We start from the raw sequence: 23381 nt of genomic DNA on the forward strand, positions 1-23381 counted from the left end.
CTGTTTCGACTGCCTTCCCCTGAAAAGAGAAAGCGGCTTTACGCGTCCAGGGCCACGAAATGGCCCGGCGCGATCTCCTTGCGCGGAAGCACCGCGGGTTCTTCTCCGACACGCCGGATCGGGCTCGGGATCTCGCCTTCGATCATCCCCCGGTCGCGCCCCTTGCCGGGATCGGCGACCGGAACGGCCGATAGCAGCCGGCGGGTATAGGGATGGGTCGGGGTTTCGAACACCTGGCGGCGGCTACCGAATTCCATCACCTGGCCGAGATAGAGCACGGCGACGCGGTGGCTCATGCGCTCGACCACGGCCATGTCATGGCTGATGAAAAGATAGGCGAGGCCTTCCTGTTCCTGCAGCTCCATGAACAGATTGATGATCTGGGCCTGGATCGACACGTCGAGCGCCGATAGCGCCTCGTCGGCGATGATGAGCTTGGGCCGGGATGCGAGCGCCCGGGCGATACAGACGCGCTGGCGTTGACCGCCGGAGAACTCATGCGGGTAACGCTCGGCATGGGCGGAGGTCAGCCCCACCCGCTCGAGCAGTTCGTGAACGCGCTTTTCGATTTCCTTGTTGCCAAGGATCAGCCCATGGGTGCGGATCGGTTCGGCAATCGAGAAACCGACGGTCTTGCGCGGGTCGAGTGAGGCGAAGGGATCCTGGAAGATGTACTGGATTTCCTGTTTCAGCCGCTGGCGCTCGGCAAAGCTCATGGCGGAGACCGGGCGTCCGCCGAAGAGGATTTCACCTGAGGTGGCGCTCTGGAGCTGCTGGATTGTACGGCCGATCGTCGACTTGCCGGAACCGGATTCGCCGACAAGTGCCAGGGTCTCGCCCGGGAAAATGTCGAAGCTGACATTTTCAATTGCGTGAACGCGGTGCGTGGCCCTGCCGAAAAGGTTCTTCTTGACGTCAAAGCGTGTAACGAGATCGCGCACGGAGAGGATCGGTGCTGCGTCGTAGCGGGCGGTGCGCTGGATATGCTCTTCGCCGACAAGCTTCGGCGCGCCGTCGATCATCATCGTCAGCGGCATGCGCTTGGGGAAGTCTTCGCCGGTCATGCTGCCGAGCTTCGGCACGGCGGAAAGAAGCGTCTGGGTATAGGGATGTTGTGGATTGGCGAAGATCTCGGCGACCGGACCTTCCTCGACCTTGCGGCCCTTCCACATGACGACGACATCGTCGGCCATTTCGGCGACGACGCCCATGTCATGGGTGATGAAGATCACCGCCATGCCGAGCTCCTTCTGGAGGTCGCGGATGATGGTGAGGATCTGGGCCTGGATGGTCACGTCGAGCGCCGTCGTCGGCTCGTCGGCGATCAAAAGCTTCGGGCGACAGGCAAGCGCCATGGCGATCATGACGCGTTGGCGCATGCCGCCGGAGAGCTGGTGCGGATAACGGCCGACGAGCTCGGCGGAATCGGGCAGCCGCACCATGTCGAGCAGCCGGCATGTCTCGGTGAGAGCTTCGGCTTTCGTCATCTTCTCGTGCAGCATCAGCACTTCGGCGATCTGGTCACCGATCGTGAACACCGGATTGAGCGACGTCATCGGCTCTTGGAAGATCATGGCGATCTCCTTGCCGCGAATGCTGCGCATCGCTTTCTGCGGTTCGGCCGTCAGGTTCACCGCGCCGTTCTTGCCCTGGAACAGGATGCGACCGGAGGGGAACCGACCTCCCATCATGTCGGCAAGCCGCATGATCGAAAGCGAGGTCACCGATTTGCCGGAGCCCGATTCGCCGACGATTGCCAGCGTCCGTCCCGCGGTGACCGAAAAGCTCAGGTCTTCGACGACGGCATTGCCATTGAAGGCGACGGACAGGTTTTCTACGGCCAGCAGCGGGGGTGTCGTATCAGCGGTCACGCGATCTTCCTTGTCACAATGTGGTCGCGGCACGCGCGGACTGTTCATAGGCCCCCGACATGAAGCGCAGCACAGCGGCGATTTCCGAGAGTGTCTCCTCGGAAGGGCGGGCATTGGCCGTCGAGGTCACGAGCAGGCGCTCGCGGATTTGCGCATAACGGGTGCAGGCTTCCGCGCCCTTGTCGGTGATCTGGATGGTCTTTTCCTTGCCCGCCTTGCCTGTGGTGACAAGGCCGGCCGCCTCGAGCTTGCGGATGGCATAGGTCGCCACATGCGTGTCTTCGATGTCGAGCACGAGGCAGATATCGGCGAGCTTCTTGCCGCGGTCGCGGTGGCGGATCGTATGCAGGATGAGAATTTCTGTGGAGGAAAGGCCGGGCACACCGGCGGCAGCCATGCAGCGCACCATCCAGCGATGAAACGCGTGAGAAGCGAGAATCAGACCGTACTCGACTTCCGAGAGCCCTGGGGACCCGCCTTCGGCCAGATGTGCGGAGGAGACGATCGGTCCGATCGCGGACACGGGCTTCATGTGGTCGGGCAAAGCGTCTTGCGCCCATTCCCTCCCTTCAAAGCTCTCCTCAGACTTCTTCGTCATTCAGCACTTCCTCATCTTGACGATTTTATGTCATCATTTTATCGACATTTTGTCAACGAACTGCTTTGATGAATTTCGGAGCCGACCCGAGCTGGCGGCAGACGAGTGAGAGGGATGGACGATGAGCGCACGCGAAACCGGCAGCTGGGACTTCTGGATCGACCGTGGCGGCACCTTCACCGACGTGATCGGCAGGGACCCGCAAGGCGTTCTGCATGCGCGCAAGGTGCTGTCGGAGAATCCGGAAGCCTATCGTGATGCCGCCGTGCACGGCATCCGCCTGCATCTTGGCCTGCCGACCGGCACGCCGATCCCGACCGGGCTCATCAGCGAAGTGCGTATGGGCACGACGGTCGCGACCAATGCGCTGCTTGAGCGCAAGGGCGAACCGCTCGCACTGGTGACGACGCGCGGTTTCCGTGACGCGCTCAGGATCGGTTACCAGGAGCGCAAGAACATCTTCGCCACCGAAATCATCAAGCCGGAAGCGCTCTACAAGGATATTGTGGAGCTCGGCGAACGGGTGCTGGCCGACGGCACGGTCGAGCAGGCACTGGATGAGGCCGAGGCGCGCCAGGCGCTGACGGCGCTTCGCGACCAGGGTTACAACACCGTCGCGATCGTCTTCATGCACGCCTATAAATATCCGGAGCACGAGGCGCTGGTCGCCCGGCTTGCCCGCGAAATGGGCTTCGAGCAGGTGTCGGTCAGCCACGAAGTCTCGCCGCTGATCAAATATGTCGGTCGCGGCGATACCACCGTCATCGACGCCTATCTCTCGCCGGTGCTGCGCCGCTATGTGGCGCAGGTGTCGAGCGAACTCGACGTCGAGCGCTCCGGCGCGCGGGTCATGTTCATGATGTCGTCGGGTGGCCTGACGGCCGCCGACATGTTCCAGGGCAAGGATGCGATCCTCTCTGGTCCGGCTGGCGGTGTCGTCGGCTTGGCCAAAACCGGTGAAGCGGCCGGTTTCGACCGCGTCATCGGCTTCGACATGGGCGGCACCTCTACCGACGTTGCCCATTTCGACGGCGAATACGAGCGCGCCTTCGAAACCGAAGTCGCCGGCGTGCGCGTGCGCGCGCCGATGATGCTGATCCACACGGTTGCCGCCGGCGGCGGTTCGATCCTGCATTTCGACGGCGAGCGCTTCCGCGTCGGACCGGATTCCGCCGGCGCCAATCCGGGCCCTGCCTGCTATCGCAACGGCGGCCCGCTTGCGGTCACCGATGCCAATGTGATGCTCGGCAAGCTGATGCCGGAATTCTTCCCGGCGCTGTTCGGGCCGGAGCAGAACGAGCGGCTCGATGTCGAGACGGTGCGTCAGCGTTTCGCGGCGATGGCAGCCGAAATCGGCGATGGCCGGGCGCCTGAGGATGTTGCCGACGGTTTCATCCGCATTGCGGTCGCCAACATGGTCGAGGCGATCAAGAAGATCTCGGTCCAGCGCGGCTATGACGTGACGCGTTACGCGCTCAGCTGCTTCGGCGGCGCCGGTGGCCAGCATGCCTGCCTTGTCGCCGATCAGCTGGGGATGAAGAGCATTCTGGTGCATCCTATGTCCGGCCTGCTGTCGGCCTATGGCATGGGGCTCGCCGATATCCGCGCCACCCGTCAGAAGGCGCTCGGCGTTGCGCTCGACGACAAGGCGCCTTCGGCGCTTGCCGAGCTTGGGTCCGACCTGCAGGTCGAATGCCTCGGCGAACTCGAAGCACAGGGCATCGGCCGCAACGAGATCCGCACCCATCTTCGCGCCCATATCCGCTATGCCGGCACCGACACGGTCCTGGCTGTCGATGCGACCTTCCCCGGGCATGACGATATCGCCCGCCTACGCGCCGAATTCGAGACCTTGCACAAGCGCCGCTTCGGCTTCGTCGCCGACAACAAGGCGCTGGTGATCGACGCTGTCGAGGTCGAAACCGTCGGCGGCGGCGCTGCCCAGATGGAAGGTGAAGGCCTGGCGACGACGGCAGGCGCGCCCGCGCTTAGCCGCAGCACCCGCTTCTATTCCCAGGGCCAGTTCCACGATGCGCCGGTGGCGCTTCGCTCCGAGATCAAGCCGGGCCAACGCCTTGAAGGTCCGGCGATCATCATCGAGCCGAACCAGACCGTTATCGTCGAGGACGGCTGGCAGGGGGAACTGACTGCCAAGGACCATATCGTGCTTCGCCGCGTCAAGGCGCTGCCGGCGCGCAGCGCGATCGGCACCAAGGCCGATCCGGTCATGCTCGAGATTTTCAACAATCTCTTCATGTCGATCGCCGAGCAGATGGGCGTGACTCTGCAGAACACCGCCTACTCCGTGAACATCAAGGAGCGTCTCGATTTCTCCTGCGCGGTCTTCGACAACAGGGGCAATCTCGTTGCCAATGCGCCGCACATGCCGGTGCATCTGGGCTCGATGGATGCCTCGGTCGCAACTGCGATCCGCGAGAACCCGGTCATTCACCCCGGCGACGTCTTCCTGATCAATGCGCCCTATAACGGTGGCACACATCTGCCCGACCTGACCGTCTGCACGCCCGTGTTCGACGACCAGGGCAGGGAGATCCGATTCTGGGTCGCAAGCCGCGGCCATCATGCCGATATCGGCGGAATTTCGCCCGGCTCAATGTCGCCGCTGGCGACCAACATCGAGGAAGAAGGCGTCTATATCGACAACTTCAAGCTCATCGATGCCGGCCGCTTCTGCGAGGCCGAACTTGAGGCGTTGCTCAATGGCGCGCGCTATCCGGTTCGCAACATCGTGCAGAACGTCAACGACCTGAAGGCGCAGGTTGCCGCCAACGAAAAGGGCGTGGCGGAACTCAAGAAGATGATCGCGCAGTTCGGCGAGGATGTCGTTGAGGCCTATATGGGCCACGTCCAGGACAATGCCGCCGAAAGCGTGCGCCGCGTGCTGGACCAACTGCCTAACGGCGAATTCTCCTACGAGATGGATCAGGGCTGCAAGATCGTGGTGAAGATCACCGTCGATCGTGACAAGCGCGAGGCCACCGTCGACTTCACCGGCACGTCGGAACAGCGTTCGGACAATTTCAATGCGCCCGCTCCGGTCACTCGGGCGGCGGTGCTTTATGTCTTCCGCGTTCTCGTCGAGGCCGATATCCCGATGAACGCCGGTTGCCTCAGGCCGATCCACATCGTCATCCCGGAAGGCACGATGCTGACCCCGCGTTATCCCGCAGCGGTCGTTGCCGGCAATGTCGAAGTCAGCCAGGCTGTCACCAACTGCCTCTTCGGTGCCGTCGAAAGCCAGGCAGGCGCTCAAGGCACGATGAACAATCTGACCTTCGGCAACGCGCACTACCAGTATTACGAGACGATCTGCTCGGGCGCGTCGGCGGGGCCGGGTTACAATGGCGCCGATGCGGTCCACACCCATATGACCAATTCGCGTCTGACCGATCCGGAAATTCTTGAGACCCGCTTCCCGGTGGTGCTGGAGGACTTCCACATCCGCCGCGGCTCCGGCGGCAAGGGTAAGTGGTCGGCCGGCGACGGCACGAAACGCACCATTCGTGCCCGGGAAAAGCTCGACTTCGCGATCCTTTCCGGTCACCGCCGTGTTGCACCCTTCGGCATCAAGGGCGGTGAGCCCGGCAATCTCGGCCAGAACCTCGTCCGTCGCAACGACGGGCGAACCGAAGAGCTGTCGGGCTGCGCCCATACGGTTCTGGAAGCCGGCGAGGCCTTTACCGTCGTCACGCCCACGGGCGGCGGCTACGGCAAGAAATGATCTCCCAAGACTGCTGCGGCGGTCTGCGGGCGGGCGAGAAATCGCCCGCCCGCTTTGCGTTTGAAAGGCCGTTCGGATGGGCGCCGCCTTGGCCGGGCCGATCCTGATGTTGCTGTTTTGACGCTAATTTAAATTCGCAATTACTAAGTATCTCTCGGTCGGTGCGCTTGAGATCTCCGCCTCCTCCCTCGGAGCGCGCGCAACATTCCGGGTCTCCTCCCACCGGTTTGGCCGACCATGTCCTGCAAACCAGCGCGATCGCGACATCACAGGAGTCACGGCAGTGGCGTTCAAGAATTTATCGATATTGACCAAGGTCGGCCTCGTGGTCGTGGTCATGGGCATTTCGTCAACCCTGATCGCCCTTGCCGGTGCGCGCGGGCTCTCTTCACTCGGCACGACGATCGTCGAAGTCGGCGCCCGCGAAGAAGCCGCGCGCGAGGCGATGGACCTCAGGGTCGATATCATCGCCATCAGCCGCATGACCTATCAACTTGCGGCAACGCCCGGTAAGGCTTCGGAGTTCGGTGCGGAAACGGAAACGCGCGCCGCTGAAATGCTCGCTCGCGTCACCAAGATCGAGGCGGTCGCCGACGATGCCGAGGACAAGCTTCTCAACGACATCCGCACGACGCTGAACAGCTACTTCGACGAGATCCGCGCAATGATTGCCGTCGCCGGATCGAATGGCGCCGACGCCGCTGCCGTCAAGGCCGCGCTCGACAAGGCGCTCGACGCCCAGAAGACCGTGACGTCCGCCGTCAAGGCCTACAGCACCTATTCCGGCGATGCTCTTGCCGCTGCTCGCGCCGAGGCGCTCGAATCTTCCTCCGTCGCGATGACGATCCTCTTGGCTGCAGCCGGCGCCTGTATCGTCTTCGGCGTGGCCGTCAGCCTGCTCGTCGCGCGCCGCGGCATCGTGCTTCCGGTGCAAACGCTGACGTCGATCATGAGCGAACTTGCCGACGGCAAGCTTGATGGCGATGGCGCTGACTCTTCACGCCGCGACGAGATCGGCGAGATGGGCCGCGCCGTCGAAGTCTTCCGCAAGAACGCCATCAGCATGCGCGACATGAAGGCCCAGGAGGCGGCGCTGCATGCACGCAGCAGCGATCTCCAGTCCAACATCAGCATCGTGGTTGCCGCGGCCGTTGCCGGCGATTTCACCGGTCGCATCACCAAGGACTACGATAACGAGGACCTCAACCGCTTTGCCGCCAGCGTCAACGAGCTGGTATCGAGCGTCGATTTGACGGTCAACGAGGTCCGCCGCGTCGTGGCAGCACTCGCAGACGCCGACCTGACGCAATCCATGCGCGGTGAATTCCACGGCGCGTTCGCCGAGCTTCAGACCAACGTCAACGCCACGATGGTGACCCTGCGCTCGACGATGCAGAACGTCCGTACTGCGGCGGGCACGATCAACGACAATTCGGTGGAGTTGAGCTCGGCGGCTAACGATTTGTCGAAGCGTACCGAGCAACAGGCGGCAGCACTCGAAGAGACAGCGGCGGCCCTCGACGAAATCACCTCGACGGTCCGGACCGCGTCTGCGCGGGCCAATGAGGCGCACGAGATGGTGCGCGCCACCAAGGACAGTGCCGGACGATCGGGTGCGATCGTGCGCAGCGCAATCGACGCCATGGGCCGCATCGAGGATTCGTCGAACCGGATCAACCAGATCATCTCGGTGATCGACGAGATCGCCTTCCAGACCAATCTACTGGCGCTCAACGCTGGCGTCGAGGCCGCCCGTGCCGGCGAGGCCGGACGCGGCTTTGCCGTCGTCGCCCAGGAAGTCCGCGAGTTGGCGCAGCGTTCGGCGAACGCCGCCAAGGAGATCAAGACGCTGATCCACAGCTCCGCAAGCGAGGTCGAAAACGGCGTGTCGCTGGTGCGCTCGACCGGCGAGGCGCTGTTGGAGATCGAGACCCTGGTCAACAATGTCAGCGGCCACGTCAATACGATCGCGACCGCCGCACGCGAACAGGCAACCGCACTGCAGCAGATCAATACCTCGGTCAACCACATGGACCAGATGACCCAGCAGAATGCGGCAATGGTTGAAGAAACGACGGCTGCGAGCGGAACGCTCGCCGAAGAAAGCCGCCAGCTCCGCAAGATGCTGGCGAAGTTCAAGCTGGAAGGTGTTGCAACGCGCGAAAGCTGGAGCCGCGCCGCCTGACGAAACGGCCCCGAGCAAGAGAGAAGGGTCGGCGTCGCCGGCCCTTCTGTCATTTCATTCGCTCGACTGCCCTACGCCTCCGGGGCATAGCCGAAGACGACGGCAGGATTTTCCGCGGTTTCGACCCAGACGCTCTTTGTCTGGGTGTAGGCGAGCAGCGCGTCGCGGCCGCTGGAGCGGCCGTATCCGGAGCGGCCGAAGCCGCCGAAGGGCGACATCACGCTGATCGTCTTGTAGCCATTGATCCAGAACGTGCCGGCGCGCACGCGCGCGGCCATGCGGTGGGCTCGCCCGACGTCCCGTGTCCACACAGCGCCCGCGAGACCGTAAGGGTTGTTGTTGGCAAGCGCCACCGCTTCTTCCTCGTCGTCAAAGACCGTGACGCCGACGACCGGGCCGAAGACTTCCTCGCGCGCGATGGTCATGTCGGGCTTGACGTTGTCGAGGATGGTCGGGGCAAAGAAGAAGCCGCCGGAGGACGAAAGCGCTGCGGGCTTGGCGCCGCCGGTTGCAAGCGTTGCGCCTTCGGCAACACCCTGGCGCACCATCTCGTCGATCTTTGCCCATTGGCGGGCATTGTTGATCGGGCCAATCTGGGTGGCGTCGAGATAGGGATCGCCGACCGGGATGCGTTCGGCGGCGCGGGCATAACGCTCGACGAATTGCTGATGCACCGAGCGGTGGATCAACAGACGGGAACCGGCAACGCAGCTCTGGCCGGCGCCCGAGAAGATGGCCGACTGCGCGCCGACGATCGCCCGGCCGACATCCGCATCGGCAAAGACGATGTTGCCGGACTTGCCGCCGAGTTCGAGAATGCAGGGCACGACGTTCTTCGCAGCTGCTGCCGCAATCGCAGATCCGGCCTGGGCCGAGCCGACGAAGACGACGAGCGCTGTCTGCTGATGGGCAACCATCGCGGCGCCTGCGGTCACGCCCTGGCCGGCGATGACGTTGACGAGTCCGCGCGGTGCGCCGCCCGCCTCGCAAAGTGCTCCGAGGACAAGCGTGCTGAGCGGCGTCAGCTCCGACGGTTTGATCACGACGCCGTTGCCGGCGCAGATCGCCGGTGCGATCTGCCAGCCGCCGGTAAAGAGCGGCGCGTTCCAGGGCGTGATCTGGGCAACGACGCCGACCGGTTCGTGCCTGATGTAGTTCAGGTGTGAGGTCGGGACCGGAATGACCTCGCCGTGCAGCTTGTCGCACCAGCCGGCATAATATTCGAACATCTCGGCGACCCGCAGCGCTTCGCCGCGGATATCGCGGATCGGCCGGCCAGCGGAACGGCTTTCGAGCTCGGCCAGTTCCGGTGCGCGCTCACGGATCTTGCGGGCGATCTCGTTCATCACCCGGCCGCGGGCGGATGCCGTCATGGCCATCCACTCGCGCTGCGCCCGCGTCGCCGCTTCCATGCCCGCATCGATGACGTCGTTGCCGGCGTCCTTGAACGTGGCGAAAACCTCGCCGGTCGCCGGGTCGGTCAGGTTCTGCTCAGGCCCGGAGCCTGCCACCAGCACGCCGTCGACATAGCTTCCGATCTCGCTGCCGGGCAGGAAGCCATGAAACAGCGCGCGGATGCGCTCGGCCTTGGCGGCCGGCATGGTCATGTCGTTCATTGTCTTCCCCTTGTCGTCTCAGTTGTCGTTGGCCGTGGCGCGAAAGGCGCCCATGCGGGTGAAGTCGTCGGCATTGTCGAGCGGGCTTTCGGCCCAGAGCCGAGCGACTGCCGCCGAAAGCGGCAGTGCGGCGCCGGTGCGGGCGGCAAGCTCACTTGCAAGCCGCACGTCCTTGCGCATCAGGCCCATGGTGAAGCCGCTGTCGAAGCGGTCGTTCATCACCCAGGTCGGGAAATGCACTTCGCTGATCATCGATTTGCCCGAGGCGGCGTTCAGCACCTTGAGCGCCTGTTCGGGCTCTAGCCCTGCCGAAAGCGCCAGCTTCAGGCCCTCGCCCGTCGTCACCATATGGGCGGCTGCAAGCAAGTTGTTGACGAGCTTGGCGACATTGCCGGCACCGCTTGGGCCCACATGCAGGGCCTTGGCCGCCATCGCATCGATCACCATTTTCGCGCGGGTAACATCGGCGTCACTGCCGCCGATCATCATCGTCAGCATGCCGCTTGCAGCACCCGCCGGCCCGCCCGAGACGGGCGCATCGAGGAAACCGTGGCCAAGTGCGTTGAGACCGGCGGCGAGATCGCGCGAAACGTCGGGTTCCGACGTGGACGTGTCGATGATGACGACACGGTCGTCGGCAGCCTTCAGGGCGTCAAGATTGGCCTCGACGACGGCTGCGACGTCCTTGGCGGTCGGCAGCGAGAAAACGATGAAATCGGTATCGACGAAGACGTCGGCAAGCGTTTCGCAAGGCGCCACACCGCCTTCGTCCGCCAGCTTGCGTCTGCCGTCGGAAAGGTCGAAGCCCTTCACCGCAAAGCCGTTGCTGGCGAGCGTGGTCGCCATGCCGAGCCCCATGGCTCCAAGCCCGACCACGCCTATCGCTCTCTCTTTCGTCGTCATATCCGGTGTCACCCTCAGCGTTTGTTTTGGTGCTGAGAAGGTGGCACGGGGTATTCGGGGCGGGTAGACGGCGGGGCCGGTACACTGCGTTGCTGGCGCCGCAACGTCGGTGGTTCAGCGGATGCCGGCCCGAGGCATCGAGCGTTTCCGGTTTTGGCGGAGTGGCAGAAACGCCCGATCCGTTTGCTTTAGGCATTCCCGACGGAAAACCGCTTGGCTCTTTTCCTGGAAATGCTCCAATCGTCAGATTGTCACGACGATCTTGCCGAACTGTTCGTTCGTCTCGAGATAGCGATGCGCCTCGACGATCTGCTCGAACGGAAAGGTCCTGGCGATGACCGGTTGCAACGAACCTGAGGTCAGCCCGTCGAGGATGAAGGCCTTGGCCGCCTCCAGCCGCTGGGGATTACCGATGATCTCGTGGACGAGGTAACCACGCAACGTCAGCGTCTTGCTGAGGACGGCAAACAGCGGAAAAGGCGTGGGCTCAGGGCTGAGGCCGCCATATTCGATCAGGATGCCGCCATGTGACATCGCCGCCGTCAGCGGTTCGAATATCGGCCCGCCGATCGGGTCGAATACCACGTGGATGCCCTGCGGACCGGCAATCTCCTTCAGTCGGGCTTCCAGGTCTTCCTCCGCTAAGGCGATCACATGGGCTGCGCCGAAATCGAACAAGGCCTGCTTCTTGGCAGAGGTTCGCGTGACGGCAATTGCGGTTGCGCCGACCAGGTTGGCGATCTGGATGGCCGCCAATCCGACACTGCTCGAGGCGGCGGTGATCACGACCAAATCTTGCCTGCCGAGCTTGGCGATGTCGATCAGGGCGCCATAGGCCGTGAGATATTGCATCCAGACGGCTGCTGCCGCTTCCCAGTTGAGCGACGGCGGATGCTTGACCACCTGCGCGGCAGGGACGGTGACCAGCTCACCATAGGCGGGCCAGCGGACCATCGATATCGGCGGAATGATGCTGACGGCGTCGCCTGGCGCGAAACCGTCGACCCCGCCGCCAATCGTTTCGATCACCCCCGCAGCCTCGAGGCCAAGACCGGACGGCAATGTCGGCGTCTCGATGTACCGGCCCGAGCGCAGCAGCGCCTCGGCGCGATTGAGGCCAAGGGCCTTGACGCGAATCTGGACCTCGCCGGTACCGGGTCCGGCAACATCGTGATCCTCAATGCGCAGAACCTCCGGACCACCATGCTCATGAAAACGAACGACGCGTGCCATCAGCCATAAACTCCGTAATGATTGAACTGAATAAGCTATGCGCGTCGGCTGGAATTCGATAAATGTCGGATTTGGCAGAGCAGTAGAAACCAGGAGTTTCGAATATGGATCGCCTTACGAGCATGGCGGTGTTCGTCAAAGCCGTGGATCTCGGCTCGTTTGCGGCCGCCTCGGAAGCGCTCGACCTTTCCGGGCCGATGGTCGGCAAGCATGTTCGGTTTCTCGAAGAGCGGCTCGGCGTGCGTCTGATCAACCGCACGACGCGTCGACAGAGCCTGACCGAATTCGGTCGCGCCTATTATGACCGCTGCCGTGTCATCCTTGCGGAGGCCGAAGCGGCAGACGCACTTGCGGCCGATCAGCTTTCCGAGCCGCGCGGTCGGTTGCGCGTCACCATGCCGGCGCTGCTCGGCCGGCGGTGCGTCGCGCCCATTCTGATGGAGTTTGCCCGGAAATACCCAAGGCTCGAGCTTGAGCTCTCCTTCGGCGATCGCATCGTCGATCTCGCCGAGGATGGTTACGACCTTGCCATCCGCACCGGCACTCTGGAGGACAGGTCCGGGCTGATCGCCCGTCGGCTTGCCAGCCACAGCATGGTTGTGTGCGCATCGCCGTCCTATGTCGAGCGCCATGGCACCCCGAGACAGATCGACGATCTGGGCGGCCATCATGCGGTGACATATAATAGACCTGGATGGGTGCATCCCTGGCTTTTCCCGCGCGACGGGCGGCAGGTTTTGGAAGTGACGCCCGCCAATCGCTTGCGGCTGGACGATCTCGAGGCCATCGCCGATGCTGCGGCTGCCGGAATGGGCTGGCCTGGTTGCCGTCGTGGCTCGTTCGCCACCGCATCAAGTCCGGCGTCCTTGTCGAAGTGTTGCAAGGCGAGCCGGGATATGTGTTCGACAACTATGCCCTTTGGTTGCGCACGCCGCACTTGCCGCTGAAAGTCCGTCTTGCGGTCGATGCGCTGGTGGCCGCTTTGCCCACGGCGATGATCTAAGCCGTGAACCCATAAACCGGACGACTGAGATGGGCGTGGATTCCGGCCCGTCCGTTTGGTCAAAGACGGGAACCTGACGTCGGTGGCGGAACGCGCCATGACCATGAGCAGACGACGTATCGAAGGCAACCGCCCGCCGCCATCAGCTTTACGTCAGGTTCAGTCCTTCTTGAACTCGAATAGCTCGATGACGTTGCCCGACGGATCTTCGAGTAGGATGGCGCGGCCGGCACCGCCGTCGCTGATTTCACCACGGAATCTTGCATCAGCGCGGCGCAACCGCTCAATGAGGACATCGACCTCGTTTGTAATGATCATAAATCGGTTCCACCCGCCCGGCTTCGGATCACCGCCGGCCTGACCACCGCTCCCGGCACCTGGGGCGCTGAGATACAGCGTCAGGTCGTCGCGCAGCAGCGCGGCGAACTTGCCCGGGTTGTGCTTGTCGATCTTGAAATCGAGATTGTCTCGATAAAACGCGACCGCCTCGTCGACGTCCGCGACGATGTATCGGACGGATGCCATTCAACCTTCTCCTCTGTCCTGGAGCTACAACGGTCAACTCGCGTAAAGGTTTCCTGTCGGTGGAACTGAGTGCAGAACGGGCCGTCCGGATGCCGGTTCGGTAAGCCTCAGGCTTTGAAGGACTGCATTTCCTGCGCGAGATGCTGGCCGAGTTTTTCTACCGAGAGCGGCAGGCGGCGATGCGCACGCACCATCAGGTGAGCGCTCGCCTCGCGCAGCAGCGGATCTTCAAGGTCGACCGCCTGCATGACGCCGCGGTCGATTTCGCCGGAGACGGCGGTCCTCGGCAGGAAGGTGACGCCGAGACCGGAGGCGACGAAACGGCGCAACACTTCGATCGAATGAGTTTCGAGCAACGGCGCCAGTGCCATGCCGGCGTCGGCGGCGACGCGGGCAACGATCTGGGTGACGCCGTTGCCTTTGCCGAGCATGGCGCAGGGCGAGGTCAGACAGTCCGCCAGTTTCAGACCGGTGCGGCTGGCGAGGGCATGCCCGATCGGAGCAATGACGCAAAGCGGCTGGCGGGCGATTGCCAGCGCCCGGATGCGCGGGTCCGTCAGCGGTGTGTAGGCGATGCCGATATCCGCGTCGCTGTTGGCGATGGCATCGACCACGTCCTCGGTGCTGCCGAGTTCGACGATATAGCGGACATATGAATGCGCCCTCGAGAATGACGACAGCCCGTGTTCGACAAGGTCCGCCATGAAACCTTCGCCGCAACGAATGCGGATGCGCGTCTGCTGGACGCCGCGGATCTGGTCGAGCTGTTCGGCGAGCAGGCCGTTGTCTTCAAGAACACGCTTGCCGTGTTCGAGAACGAGTTCGCCGGCATCCGTCAGCACTGTGCCGCGTGCTGTTCGTTCGAACAGCGCAAGGCCGATCTCGCGTTCGGTGTCGGCGATCTGGCGGCTGACGACCGACGGCGCCAGCCCCATGTGTTCGGCCGCACCCCGGATCGATCCGATGCGGGCAACGGCCATAAAAATCTTGAGCGCTTTCGCGTCGAGCACGTCCATGGTGGTCATGTGCGACGGAAACGGTTTGAGGTCAACGACCAAGAGATGTGGCGATCAGCCTTGTCCAGAGGTCGACGCCCTGCGGAACGATCGCATCGTTGAAATCGTAGTGCGGTGAATGCAGGCCGGGGTTGGCGCCTTCGCGGCGTGCGCCGAGCCAGAGGTAACAGCCGGGGCGTTCCTCCAGCATGAAGGCGAAATCTTCCGCAGCCATGCTGGGGGCGGCATCGACGACCGAAAGGGCACTGTCCTTTGCTGCGACCGAGCGCACGAAGGCGGCCGATGCAGCATCGTTGATCGTGGCGGGATAGCGGTACTGATAGTCGAGATCGGCGCTGCAGCCGAGGCCCTCGGCGATGGCCGCCGTCAGCGTCCGCATGCGCTTTTCGAGGATTTCTCCGACTTCTTTCGCAAACCAGCGTGTCGTGCCGCGGATGACAGCTTCCTGCGGGATGACATTCCAGGCATCGCCGCCGTGGATCTGGGTCACGGAGACGACGGCTGCGTCGAGCGGCGAGACGTTGCGGCTGGCAATCGTCTGCAGCGCGGAGACGATCTGGGCTGCGGCAACCAGCGGGTCGGCGCCCTCATGCGGCATCGCCCCGTGGGCGCCTCTGCCGGTGATGCGGATTTCGAACACGCCGAAGGCGGCCATCATCGCGTCGTCGCGGGCAACGCAGGTGCCGACGTTAAGCGCCGGCCAATTGTGCAGGGCATAGACTGCGTCAGCCGGAAAATCACGGAAGAGGCCGTCGGCGACCATGGCGCGGGCGCCACCTTCCGCTTCTTCCGCCGGCTGGAAAATGAAGTGTACGGTACCGTCGAAATCCATCTCGGAGGCTTGTCGCGCCGCGGCGAGCAGCATCGAGACGTGACCGTCATGGCCGCAGGCATGCATCTTGCCGGATGTTTTCGACGCGTAGGCAACGCCGCTGGCCTCGACGATCGGCAGCGCGTCCATGTCGGCGCGGATGGCGATGGCGCGGGTCGAAGTACCGCGTGACAGCGTGCCGACAAGGCCGGTGCCGGCATAGCCGGTTTTGGTCGCGATGCCCCATTCGGCAAGCTTGCCGGCAATGAAGGCGGAGGTTTCCCGTTCCTCGAAGGCGAGTTCCGGGTGGGCGTGCAGGTGATGGCGCCAGGCGATCGTTTCCGCGATACGGTCGGGGCTGATGTCGTGGCGGCTCATCTCGTTCATCCTGTCTCTGCACATTGGAAACCGGCCGCAAACGCGGCCGGCCTGCTGTTCTATCCTACTGGCCCAATCTCAGGAACAGGTCGGCAACGACGACGGAGCCCATATAGGTTCCGATCATCACGCAGATCGCCACGATGACGATCTTCCAGCCCGAACGACGGGCGATGGCGAATTCGCTCGCTGTCAGCGCCAGGCCGCCATAGGCAAGCGCCGGCGTGGCGAGCGCCAGGAAGTTCAGGTGCTCGACCTGTTCGCTGACCCAGGCAGCCCCCGGGACGCCGGGAATGGTGATCAGGATCGCGATCAGCGATACCCAGGCGACACCAGGCAGGTAAAAGGGTACGAAGCGGGCAAAGCCGAGGCCGATGATGCAGGCGACATAGAGCACCGCCATGCCCGGCAGGGCGATGAGCGGCGACGTGCCCGTTCCGACCCAGTTGGCGATCAGGCCGATGGCGCAGGCGATCAGCAGCAGCCCGGAGTGTTTGACGACATCGATTTTGCGCTCATCTTCCGCATTCAGCGGCAGGTCATCAGCAAGATTGGTGGTGGTGTTGGTTTGATTGGCCATTGTTCCTGTCTCCCCGATCAGGCTGTTTTGCGGTCGGACGGGCGGGCTTTGTTGTAAAGCCATTCCGTCAGCGGCAGGGCGACGAACATGCCGACATAAAGGCCGGTCGCGTAGGTCAGGATGTTGCTGGCCGCTGCCAGCGCCAGGATGATGTCCTTCTGGTCCGGAACGACGGCGACGAGACCGCCGGTGCAGGCCGCAAGCATCGAGCCGGAGCCGACGCCGCAGGACATGGCAAGAGCGCGCACGTCGAAGATGCCGAGGCCGTGGACGAGCGGCGGCATGATCGCGAAGACGAATGTGCCGATGAGTGTGCCGGTGGCATAGACTCCCATGGCGCCGGCGCCTTCCGGCGAGTTGAGGCCGTATTTGTCGGCGATCAGCGCGATGTTGGGCTCGCGATCGATCGAATAGGTGGCGCCGACGGCTTCGCGGCCCATCTTCAATAGGAACACGGCGACCGGGAAGGCGATGAGGATCGTGCCGAGATTGCCGAGTTCCTGGAGCACGAGTGCCGGTCCGGCCTCGATGATCTTGGAGATCTGTGGTCCGACTGTTGTGCCGAACTTGGCAATGAAAGGCATGATCGCAACGGTGATCATGGCGCCGGACAGCTTGACCGCATCCTTGGAAATGAACTTGGCGCTCGCCTTGAAAATGGCGGGATTGAGCATGATGCCGAGTGCGAAGGCATAAAGGATCGGCAGGAAGATCACGGTGCCGAGGCTGATCGACAGGCGTTGAATGCCGATCAGCTCGGAGACGATGACGATCGCGAGCACAAGGATGTGCAGATAGAGCCCGCCTGCGGCGGCTCCGGGTTTTCCGGTCATGATGTTCTCCTCTGGTTGGGGACCAGTTGTTGTTCTTTGCCCAAACTTAACACTATTGGCTGAGGGCAAATGCCGGCTAGCCGGTCGGCGAGCAACGAAGTGTTGCAGTTCCAGCAACAGGTCGCTGGGTTGAAGGCGGCTTCTGCAAAACCGCTCATCGCTTCTGTCATTTCATGGTCGCGGTCCTGCTTTGGCCGAGTGCGGATGCGAATCGAGCTTTCGCCTTGCCTTGCTTTTGCATGTGCCGCCTCGATGGCCAAGGACACATACGGCCAAGTGGGGACGAGCGGCACGGAAAGCGCCAACTTTCCCCAGCAATCCGGGCGATTGGCCCGGCCAGATCACACCTTGCGCAGGTTCACGACAGAAATTCGAAAAACCCATCAAAAATCGCTGAAAACCCCCATTGAAATCGATTACATTTTCTGGCTTCATGGTTCTCGCAAGATTTTGGGAGGATCTTATGAAGAAGCTTATCGCCGTAGCACTCGGCACCGTCGCATCCATTGCCATCTCCGCCTCGCTCGCCAATGCCGAGACCTTCAAGATTGGTCTGTCCAATGGTTGGGTCGGCAGCGAGTGGCGCACGCAGATGATCGACGAGGCCAAGGCGGCCGCGGAAAAATGGAAGGAAAAGGGCGTCGACGTCGAAGTCAGCGTCCAGAGCGCCAATGTCGACGTGCCCGGGCAGATCGCCCATGTGCGCAATTTCATTGCCGAGGGCGTCAACGCCATCATCATCAACCCCAACAGCCCGACGGCCTTCGACCCGATCTTCGCGCAGGCGAAGGAAGCGGGCATTCTGGTGATCGCCACTGATGCCGAAGTCTCTTCGCCGGATGCCACCTATGTCGGCATCGACCAGACGGCATGGGGTGCGGCCGGTGCCAAGTGGCTTGCCGAAACGCTCGGTGGTAAGGGCAAGGTCGTGGCGATCAACGGCGTCGCAGGCCACCCGGCAAACGAGATGCGGGTCGCCGGCTATAAGAGCGTCTTCAAGGACTATCCGGATATCCAAGTCGTCAACGAGGTCAACGCCAACTGGGATCAGGCGCAGGGCCAACAGGCCATGCAGAACATCCTGGCGACCTATCCTGACGTCAACGGCGTCGTCGTGCAGGACGGCATGGCTGCCGGCGCCTGGAAGTCGATCATGGATGCCGGCAAGGCCAGCCAGATCGCAGCAACCGGCGAGATCCGCAAGGACTTCATCGATCTCTGGAGCAAGGATAAGCTGAACTCCGGCGCGACCGTCAATCCGCCCGGCGTCATGGCAAGCGCGCTCAATGTCGCCGTCCTCATGCTGCAGGGCAAGGAACTGAAGGAACCGGCAACGGCTGGCCAGTACAAGAACGCCATGTACCTGCCGATCCCGTTCATCGACTCCAAGAACCTGGCGGATGCCGCCAAGCAGGTCGACGGCAAGCCGGGCTACTACTCCTACACCAGCGCCCTTTCAATCGAAGACGCTGAAGCGCTCTTCAAGTAAGCGCTCAAGACCGGGCGGATCTCGTGGTCCGCCCGGCGCTTCTGACCCGATCATACGGACGATCCTCATGTCGAAACTTAAGATGAACGGCGTAAGCAAGGCTTACGGCGCCACCCTGGCTTTGCGCCGCGGCGACCTTGAGATCGCCGCCGGCGAAGTCCATGTGCTCATGGGCTCGAACGGCTCGGGCAAGAGCACATTGTGCAAGATCATTGCCGGCAGCGTGCGCCCCGATGGCGGAGAGATCCTCATCGACGGTCGGCCGGTCACGATATCAGGGCCGCAATCGGCCAGGGCGCAGGGCATCGGCATCTTCTACCAGGAGCTCAGCCTTGCCGGAAACCGCTCGGTCGAGGAGAATATCTGCCTTGCCATGCTGCCGGTCAAAGCCGGAATCTTTATCGACCGTGCCGCCCTGAAGGCGCGCGCGGCGCGCTACATCGATCTTTTCTCCGGCGTTTCCGGTGATGGTTTTGCGGCCGAGACGCTCGTCGGCAATCTGCGCGCCGATCAGCGACAGCTTGTCGAGATCATGAAGGCACTGGCAAGTGAAGCCCCGATCCTGATCTTCGACGAGCCAACCTCGGCACTCGACAGGGCACAGGTCGACCGCTTCTTCGATATCCTGCGCGGGCTAAAGCGCGACGGCCGCGGCATCATCTTCATTTCGCACCGCATGGACGAGATCACCGCGATCGGTGATCGGGTGACGATCATTCGCGACGGTGAGACGATCAAGACGCTCAATCTGAACGAGACCGATCCTGCCGCGGTCATCCGGCTGATGGTCGGCGGCGCCGGCGACATGCCGGCCTCGCAGTCCTCAGTGCCTGCCGTGGCAAGCTTTTCGGCCGGCGACGCCATGACCGTCGACAAGCTGTCGGGTGCCGGTTTCCGCAATGTCAGCTTCGAGGTCGCCAAGGGTGAGATCCTCGGTCTCGGCGGGCTTCACGGCCAGGGGCAATCGGCGGTGTTGCGGGCGATTTTCGGCGCCGGCTCCACAACTGCGGGCGAAATCCGCATCGGCGGCGATCGTCTCGATGCGAGAAGCCCGCGCGACGCCATCCGGCGCGGTTGCGCCTATGTCTCGGGTGACCGCGGTCGCGACGGCGTCATTGCCGGCAGACCGATCATCGAGAATGTGACGCCCATCCATTACCTGCGTGATCGGCTGATGATTGCACGTCCGTCAACGCTCAAGGAAAAGGCGATGCCGGCGCTTGAGGCGATGCATACGAAGTTCGCGAGTCTCCTGCATCCGATCAACTCGCTTTCCGGCGGCAACCAGCAAAAGGTGATCATCGCCCGCTGGCTGATCGATCGGCCGGATGTGCTGCTGCTGGACGACCCCACCAAGGGCATCGACCTCTCGGCCAAGGCCGATCTCTTTGCCCTCATTCGCCAACTGGCAGGCGAGGGGCTCGGCATCCTGCTCTATTCCTCGGAGGACGCCGAATTGCTCGGGAATGCCAACCGCATCCTCGTCTTCAACGGCGGGTCGGTCACTCGCGAGCTCACCGGCGAGGATCGCACCCGCTACAATCTTTACCAGGCTGCATACGAGGCCGCGTGATGACACCGACCACGACAGAAATTCGACCTTCCCGCGCCGGTGGGCTAAAACTCTGGCTCGAGCGCTATCCGTTCCTGCCGGCGCTGGTCATTGTCGTCGCGCTTCTGGCGTTGAACGGCGTGTTCTCGCCCAACAGCTTGAGCTACCGCTCGCTGACGGGGCTGCTCAGCACCTATATGGCGCTGATCATGCTGGCGATCGCCCAGACCTATGTCGTTTCCGCAGGGGATATTGACCTGTCGGCCGGTGCGACGCTGTCACTCGTCAATGTCGCCATTGTCGTTTTGATGGAAAAATGGGGTGGTGGCGCCGGCGCCGTCATCGGTGCCTTGATCTGTGGCATTCTGCTCGGGCTCGTCTGTGGGGTTATCAACGGCATCGTCGTTGCAGCGCTCAGGCTGCAGGCGATCGTCGCTACCTTTGCGACCAGTATCTTCTTCACCGGCGTTGCGCTCTATGTCATGCCAGTGGCCGGCACGCCGGCGCCGGCGCTGTTCTGGCGGACCTATGGCGGGCGGTTGCTCGGTCTTCCCTTCGTCTTCTATGTGCTTGCAGCACTCGCTGTTCTGCTCTTCCTTTTGTCGCGCACCCGCCTCGTCACCCAGCTTCTGGCCGTCGGTGACGACCAGCAGGCGGCCTACCAGACCGGTCTTCCCGTGGTCCTGGTCCGCATCAAGGGTTATGCGCTCTGCGGCCTGTTTTCGGCGCTCGCAGCGTTCTGCCTGACCGGCGACACCGCCAGCGGCGATCCGCTCGTCGGTGGCAAGATGACGCTCTATAGCGTCGCGGCCGTCGTGCTCGGGGGCAGCGCGCTTGCCGGCGGCTGGACGACCGTGGTCGGTTCTCTGCTCGGCGCGCTGACGATCGGTCTCGTCAACTCGCTCGTCTTCTTCATGGGCACGCCGTCGGAGTGGCAGAACTTCGTTCAAGGTCTCGCCATCCTCCTCGTCTTGATGGCAGGCGTGCTTGCCGGCCGGAGGGCACGCGCATGAACGCCGTTATTTCCTTCCTCAAGAAGCCGCTGGTCATCGCGCTGCTTTTGATCGTGGCACTTCTCTATCTTGGCGAAAGCCTGTCACCGGGCTTTGCCTCGGCCGACCAGATCCTGCGCTTGCTGATTGTCGCCTCGCTGCTCGGCATTGTTGCGGCCGGCCAGAACGTCGTCATTCTCGGCGGCCGCGAAGGCATCGATCTCTCGGTCGGCGGCGTCGTTTCGCTTTCGGCGATCATTGCCGGCAATGTCATGAACGGCGCCGACGGCGGCATCCTGCCGGCGATCCTTGCCTGCGTGGCGACCGGGGCTTTCTTCGGCCTCCTGAACGGGCTGGGTGTCACGCTGCTGCGTATCCCGCCGCTGGTCATGACGCTCGGCATGCTCGGCGTGCTCCAGGGCCTGCTGGTCGTCATCCGCAACGGCATTCCCTCCGGCCGCGCGGCACCCGGTCTTTCCGCCTTCGTCACCCAGCCGCTGGTGTTCGGCATTCCCGGCATCATCTGGCTCTGGATCGCCGTCGGCCTGTTTATGGCCTTCATGCTCAACCGCACCGTCTTCGGGCATCGCATTTATGCGATCGGTTCCAACGAACATGCGGCCTATATGGCCGGCGTGCCGGTCCGCCGCATGCGCATCGGCCTGTTCATGATCTCCGGCATGTTCGCGGCGATCGCAGGCCTCTGCCTGCTTGGCTATTCCGGCTCGTCCTTCGCCAATGTCGGCGAGCAATACATGCTGTCCTCGATCATCGCGGTCGTCTTTGGCGGTACGTCGCTTGCCGGCGGCAAGGGCGGATACACCGGCACCATGGCAGGCGCGCTGTTGCTGGTGATCCTCCAGGGCATCCTGACTACCGTCAACATCGATGAATCCGGCCGTCAGATGGTGTTCGGCGCGACATTGCTGCTCTTGATGCTGTTTTACGGCCGCGGAAAGGCGATGCGGACATGAGCGATCACAGGCCGAAGATCAAGGATATTGCCGAGCGTGCCGGCGTTTCCGTTGCCACCGTGTCGCGGGCGCTCAGCGATTCCGGCCTGGTGACGGCGGAAACGCGCCAGCGCATCCATGCGCTTGCCCGCGAACTCAACTACCGGCCGAACGTCAGCGCCCGCAACCTGCGCACCCGCAAGTCGATGTCGGTGCTCTTGGTCGTGCGCGACGTCGGCAACCCGTTCTATCTCGACATTCTGAAAGGCGTCGAGGCGACGGCGCGCGAGGCCGGCTACTCCGTGCTCATGGGCAACACCGAGAACGATCCGGATCGCGAGACGGAGTATTTCAACATGCTGCGCGATGGCCATGCCGACGGCATGATCCTGATGACCGGCAAGCTGCCGCCGGCAGGGCATGATGCTGGTCTCGACCTGGCGCATCTGCCCGTCGTCGTCGCGCTGGAAATGATCGACGACTCGGGGCTGCCGCATGTGCAGGTCGACAACCTTGCCGCCGCCAGGGCTGCGGTCGAGCATCTGATCTCGCTTGGTCACCGCAAGATCGCCCACATCGCCGGGCCGCTGCCCGAAGTGATGGCCATTCACCGCCGAGACGGTTATCGCGCCGCGATGCACGAGGCCGGCCTTGCGATCCCTGACGGCTACGAGGCTCGGGGCGATTACCTGCTTGAAACCGGCCAGCTCTGCTGCGGCCAATTGTTTGCCTTGGCCGAGCCGCCGACGGCGATATTCGCCGCCAACGACGAAATGGCCTATGGCGCCATTCACGAGTTGCGTCGCCTCGGCCGTGATGTGCCTGGTGATGTTTCCGTCGTCGGCTTCGACGACCTCTATCTGAGCAAGGCTTTCTATCCGCCGCTGACCACGGTCAACCAGCCGCGCGCCGACATCGGCAGAACGGCGATGTCGCTGCTGCTTCGTATGCTTTCCGGCGAGGAGGTGGCGCATGCGCCGCCCATAGTGCTGCCGACGACCCTGAGCATTCGGGCCAGCACCACCGCGCCACGTCACTCATAAGGCGAGCATGATGTCGACCGAAACCGCTTACACTTTCGGCATCATGCTCCGGCCGAAA

At 63.1% G+C, this 23381-nt stretch carries 17 protein-coding genes and 1 pseudogene; 8 read left to right on the plus strand and 10 right to left on the minus strand.

Annotation, left to right across the window (positions count from 1 at the left end):
- Positions 1–38: 38 nt before the first annotated feature.
- Both C6558_RS14515 and C6558_RS14520 read right to left on the minus strand, forming a co-directional pair.
- Positions 39–1871, minus strand: a complete 1833-nt coding sequence (locus C6558_RS14515) for an ABC transporter ATP-binding protein (RefSeq protein WP_025429286.1) — start codon at positions 1869–1871, stop codon at positions 39–41.
- Between the two features lie 13 nt (positions 1872–1884).
- Positions 1885–2469 (minus strand): winged helix DNA-binding protein, encoded by a 585-nt coding sequence (locus C6558_RS14520; RefSeq protein ID WP_025429285.1) that lies wholly within the window; start codon positions 2467–2469, stop codon positions 1885–1887.
- A 121-nt stretch (positions 2470–2590) separates the two neighbouring features.
- On the opposite strand from C6558_RS14520, the gene C6558_RS14525 reads away from it, so the two are divergent.
- Positions 2591–6211, plus strand: a complete 3621-nt coding sequence (locus C6558_RS14525) for a hydantoinase B/oxoprolinase family protein (protein WP_107027451.1) — start codon at positions 2591–2593, stop codon at positions 6209–6211.
- Between the two features lie 283 nt (positions 6212–6494).
- A complete protein-coding gene (locus C6558_RS14530) occupies positions 6495–8396 on the plus strand; it encodes a methyl-accepting chemotaxis protein (protein WP_107027452.1) in 1902 nt (633 codons plus the stop codon).
- Between the two features lie 71 nt (positions 8397–8467).
- Here C6558_RS14530 and C6558_RS14535 read toward each other — a convergent pair whose 3' ends face one another.
- The 3 genes from C6558_RS14535 to C6558_RS14545 form a co-directional block, all read right to left on the minus strand.
- Complete coding sequence (locus tag C6558_RS14535) at positions 8468–10012, minus strand: aldehyde dehydrogenase family protein (protein WP_057209853.1); 1545 nt, start codon at positions 10010–10012, stop codon at positions 8468–8470.
- A gap of 18 nt (positions 10013–10030) precedes the next feature.
- Positions 10031–10915 (minus strand): NAD(P)-dependent oxidoreductase, encoded by an 885-nt coding sequence (locus C6558_RS14540; protein ID WP_057209852.1) that lies wholly within the window; start codon positions 10913–10915, stop codon positions 10031–10033.
- A 243-nt stretch (positions 10916–11158) separates the two neighbouring features.
- Positions 11159–12148 carry a zinc-dependent alcohol dehydrogenase family protein gene (locus tag C6558_RS14545; protein WP_107027453.1) on the minus strand — a complete coding sequence of 330 codons (990 nt, stop codon included), beginning with the start codon at positions 12146–12148 and terminating at the stop codon, positions 11159–11161.
- Between the two features lie 104 nt (positions 12149–12252).
- Between C6558_RS14545 and C6558_RS14550 the strand changes: the two are divergent.
- A pseudogene (locus tag C6558_RS14550) lies at positions 12253–13151 on the plus strand (LysR family transcriptional regulator).
- A gap of 159 nt (positions 13152–13310) precedes the next feature.
- Here C6558_RS14550 and C6558_RS14555 read toward each other — a convergent pair.
- The 5 genes from C6558_RS14555 to C6558_RS14575 all read right to left on the minus strand — a co-directional run bounded on the left by C6558_RS14555 (position 13311) and on the right by C6558_RS14575 (position 17294).
- Positions 13311–13676: a VOC family protein gene (locus C6558_RS14555; RefSeq protein WP_025429279.1), complete on the minus strand. Its 366-nt coding sequence runs from the start codon at positions 13674–13676 to the stop codon at positions 13311–13313.
- A gap of 107 nt (positions 13677–13783) precedes the next feature.
- Positions 13784–14701 (minus strand): LysR family transcriptional regulator, encoded by a 918-nt coding sequence (locus tag C6558_RS14560; protein ID WP_225906260.1) that lies wholly within the window; start codon positions 14699–14701, stop codon positions 13784–13786.
- A 22-nt stretch (positions 14702–14723) separates the two neighbouring features.
- A complete protein-coding gene (locus C6558_RS14565) occupies positions 14724–15881 on the minus strand; it encodes a M20 aminoacylase family protein (RefSeq protein ID WP_107027547.1) in 1158 nt (385 codons plus the stop codon).
- A gap of 64 nt (positions 15882–15945) precedes the next feature.
- Entirely contained in the window at positions 15946–16461 is a 516-nt protein-coding gene (locus tag C6558_RS14570; RefSeq protein ID WP_057222838.1) for a hypothetical protein, read from the minus strand.
- A 17-nt stretch (positions 16462–16478) separates the two neighbouring features.
- Complete coding sequence (locus tag C6558_RS14575) at positions 16479–17294, minus strand: DUF3100 domain-containing protein (protein ID WP_107027454.1); 816 nt, start codon at positions 17292–17294, stop codon at positions 16479–16481.
- 463 nt (positions 17295–17757) lie between these two features.
- On the opposite strand from C6558_RS14575, the gene C6558_RS14580 reads away from it, so the two are divergent.
- The 5 genes from C6558_RS14580 (at position 17758) to C6558_RS14600 (ending at position 23323) form a co-directional block, all read left to right on the plus strand.
- A complete protein-coding gene (locus tag C6558_RS14580) occupies positions 17758–18783 on the plus strand; it encodes an ABC transporter substrate-binding protein (RefSeq protein ID WP_025429274.1) in 1026 nt (341 codons plus the stop codon).
- 67 nt (positions 18784–18850) lie between these two features.
- Positions 18851–20356 carry a sugar ABC transporter ATP-binding protein gene (locus tag C6558_RS14585; protein WP_025429273.1) on the plus strand — a complete coding sequence of 502 codons (1506 nt, stop codon included), beginning with the start codon at positions 18851–18853 and terminating at the stop codon, positions 20354–20356.
- On the plus strand, positions 20356–21348 hold the full coding sequence (locus tag C6558_RS14590; RefSeq protein ID WP_025429272.1) for an ABC transporter permease: 993 nt from the start codon (positions 20356–20358) through the stop codon (positions 21346–21348). Before C6558_RS14585 ends, C6558_RS14590 begins: the two co-directional genes overlap by 1 nt.
- Positions 21345–22301: an ABC transporter permease gene (locus tag C6558_RS14595; RefSeq protein WP_025429271.1), complete on the plus strand. Its 957-nt coding sequence runs from the start codon at positions 21345–21347 to the stop codon at positions 22299–22301. Before C6558_RS14590 ends, C6558_RS14595 begins: the two co-directional genes overlap by 4 nt.
- Complete coding sequence (locus C6558_RS14600; RefSeq protein ID WP_025429270.1) at positions 22298–23323, plus strand: LacI family DNA-binding transcriptional regulator; 1026 nt, start codon at positions 22298–22300, stop codon at positions 23321–23323. The genes C6558_RS14595 and C6558_RS14600 overlap by 4 nt, the downstream gene beginning before the upstream one ends.
- Positions 23324–23381 lie beyond the last annotated feature (58 nt).

It is taken from the genome of Ensifer sp. NM-2, assembly GCF_003024455.1.
Lineage (GTDB): Bacteria > Pseudomonadota > Alphaproteobacteria > Rhizobiales > Rhizobiaceae > Ensifer > Ensifer canadensis.

What these genes read in the sequence shown, in the direction of transcription:
- C6558_RS14520 (WP_025429285.1), bottom strand. Translation starts at nt 2,469, where the DNA reads ATGACGAAGAAGTCTGAGGAGAGCTTTGAAGGGAGGGAATGGGCGCAA.
- C6558_RS14525 (WP_107027451.1), top strand. Translation starts at nt 2,591, where the DNA reads ATGAGCGCACGCGAAACCGGCAGCTGGGACTTCTGGATCGACCGTGGC.
- C6558_RS14535 (WP_057209853.1), bottom strand. Translation starts at nt 10,012, where the DNA reads ATGAACGACATGACCATGCCGGCCGCCAAGGCCGAGCGCATCCGCGCG.
- C6558_RS14540 (WP_057209852.1), bottom strand. Translation starts at nt 10,915, where the DNA reads ATGACGACGAAAGAGAGAGCGATAGGCGTGGTCGGGCTTGGAGCCATG.
- C6558_RS14545 (WP_107027453.1), bottom strand. Translation starts at nt 12,148, where the DNA reads ATGGCACGCGTCGTTCGTTTTCATGAGCATGGTGGTCCGGAGGTTCTG.
- C6558_RS14555 (WP_025429279.1), bottom strand. Translation starts at nt 13,676, where the DNA reads ATGGCATCCGTCCGATACATCGTCGCGGACGTCGACGAGGCGGTCGCG.
- C6558_RS14560 (WP_225906260.1), bottom strand. Translation starts at nt 14,701, where the DNA reads ATGACCACCATGGACGTGCTCGACGCGAAAGCGCTCAAGATTTTTATG.
- C6558_RS14565 (WP_107027547.1), bottom strand. Translation starts at nt 15,881, where the DNA reads ATGAGCCGCCACGACATCAGCCCCGACCGTATCGCGGAAACGATCGCC.
- C6558_RS14570 (WP_057222838.1), bottom strand. Translation starts at nt 16,461, where the DNA reads ATGGCCAATCAAACCAACACCACCACCAATCTTGCTGATGACCTGCCG.
- C6558_RS14575 (WP_107027454.1), bottom strand. Translation starts at nt 17,294, where the DNA reads ATGACCGGAAAACCCGGAGCCGCCGCAGGCGGGCTCTATCTGCACATC.
- C6558_RS14580 (WP_025429274.1), top strand. Translation starts at nt 17,758, where the DNA reads ATGAAGAAGCTTATCGCCGTAGCACTCGGCACCGTCGCATCCATTGCC.
- C6558_RS14585 (WP_025429273.1), top strand. Translation starts at nt 18,851, where the DNA reads ATGTCGAAACTTAAGATGAACGGCGTAAGCAAGGCTTACGGCGCCACC.
- C6558_RS14590 (WP_025429272.1), top strand. Translation starts at nt 20,356, where the DNA reads ATGACACCGACCACGACAGAAATTCGACCTTCCCGCGCCGGTGGGCTA.
- C6558_RS14595 (WP_025429271.1), top strand. Translation starts at nt 21,345, where the DNA reads ATGAACGCCGTTATTTCCTTCCTCAAGAAGCCGCTGGTCATCGCGCTG.
- C6558_RS14600 (WP_025429270.1), top strand. Translation starts at nt 22,298, where the DNA reads ATGAGCGATCACAGGCCGAAGATCAAGGATATTGCCGAGCGTGCCGGC.